A 1,298-nucleotide genomic window follows, 5' to 3' on the forward strand; every position below is an offset into this window, starting at 1 on the left:
TACGTGGTGCGCCCAATAAGTAGTGAGCCTAATGTAGAAAGGTTAATGTAAATTAAGAAATATTCTAATTATATAAAGTGCAATATATTATAGGTAAATATAAGATATTTGTTTTAATATATTATTTTATGTTTATCAGGTATATCGCGTCTTTTTTAAAATGTCTTTAGAAAATGTGCAATATCGGAGCGTCATTCGTTTCCTGTATTTGAAGAAAAAAAGTCGAGAAGAAATTCAAAAGGAATTAGATGATATTTACGGTGAACAAAGTCCTTCATGGGCTACAACAAAACGATGGTACAATGAATTTGCAGCTGGAAGAACTTCCGTGGTGGACGTTGAAAAGTCAGGAAGGCCGTGCGAAATCAGCGAAAGAATAACGGAAAAACTACATGAAATGATACAAAATGAAAGAAGAATCACAACAAGAGAGCTTACTGTGCGCCTAAATGTTAGCAAAGGTACTCTTCAGTCATTATTGGCAAGTAGTGGCATCAGAAAGTTGTGCTCACGATTCGTGCCACGTCTTCTAACTGCTGATATGCAAGCTCACCGTTTAAAGTGTTGCCAACAGAATCTGGAAACTTTACAACGTGTTGGGGACCACATGCTGGATAACATCATCACGATGGATGAGACGCCTCTATCACTCTATATTCCCGAGTCTAGAAGGGAATCAAAAGAATGGAAACTTGCAGGAGAGACCAGTTCAAGGAAGATGAAAATATCATCACACAAAAAAGCCTTAATGCTCTCCATTTTTTGGGATGCTAATGGTGTGATTCTCACCGATTTTGCTGAATCGCGTGTTCATCTCAACAGTGAATACTATATCAACCTTGTGCGACAAGCTAGGAAACTGAGAAGGAAGAGCCGAGTCTCTAATTTGTATTATCTGCATGACAACGCACCTATTCACACTAGTGGATTGTCAACAACAGCAATTAAGGATTGTGGCTTGATTTTGCTCCCACATCCTCCCTATAGTCCAGACTTGGCTCCCTCCGATTTCTTTTTGTTCAATTATCTCAAGCGGGAACTAAGAGGTAAACATTTTTCATCAAAAGAAGATTTGCAGAAGACTGTCACTGATTATCTGGACGAGAAATCTCCCGATTTCTTCAAAAATGCCTTCTCGCAACTTGTCACTCGCTGGAAAAAATGTGTTGACGTTTCTGGAAACTTTTTTGAAAAATAATTACCTGTACATATTCATTGTTATTAATACAAAATTGTTTTGTAATCGTTCATTGTTTTCTACCATAGGCTCACTACTTATTGGGCGCACCACGTATATA

General features: G+C 37.8%; 1 protein-coding gene. It reads left to right on the plus strand.

Features of this window, described 5'->3' with window-relative positions; genetic code table 11:
- Window positions 1-160: 160 nt before the first annotated feature.
- Window positions 161-1,198: a transposase gene (locus ACAX61_RS19545; protein ID WP_370716207.1), complete on the plus strand. Its 1,038-nt coding sequence runs from the start codon at window positions 161-163 to the stop codon at window positions 1,196-1,198.
- Window positions 1,199-1,298: the final 100 nt, after the last annotated feature.

Source organism: Sphingomonas sp. IW22, assembly GCF_041321155.1.
Lineage (GTDB): Bacteria > Pseudomonadota > Alphaproteobacteria > Sphingomonadales > Sphingomonadaceae > Sphingomonas.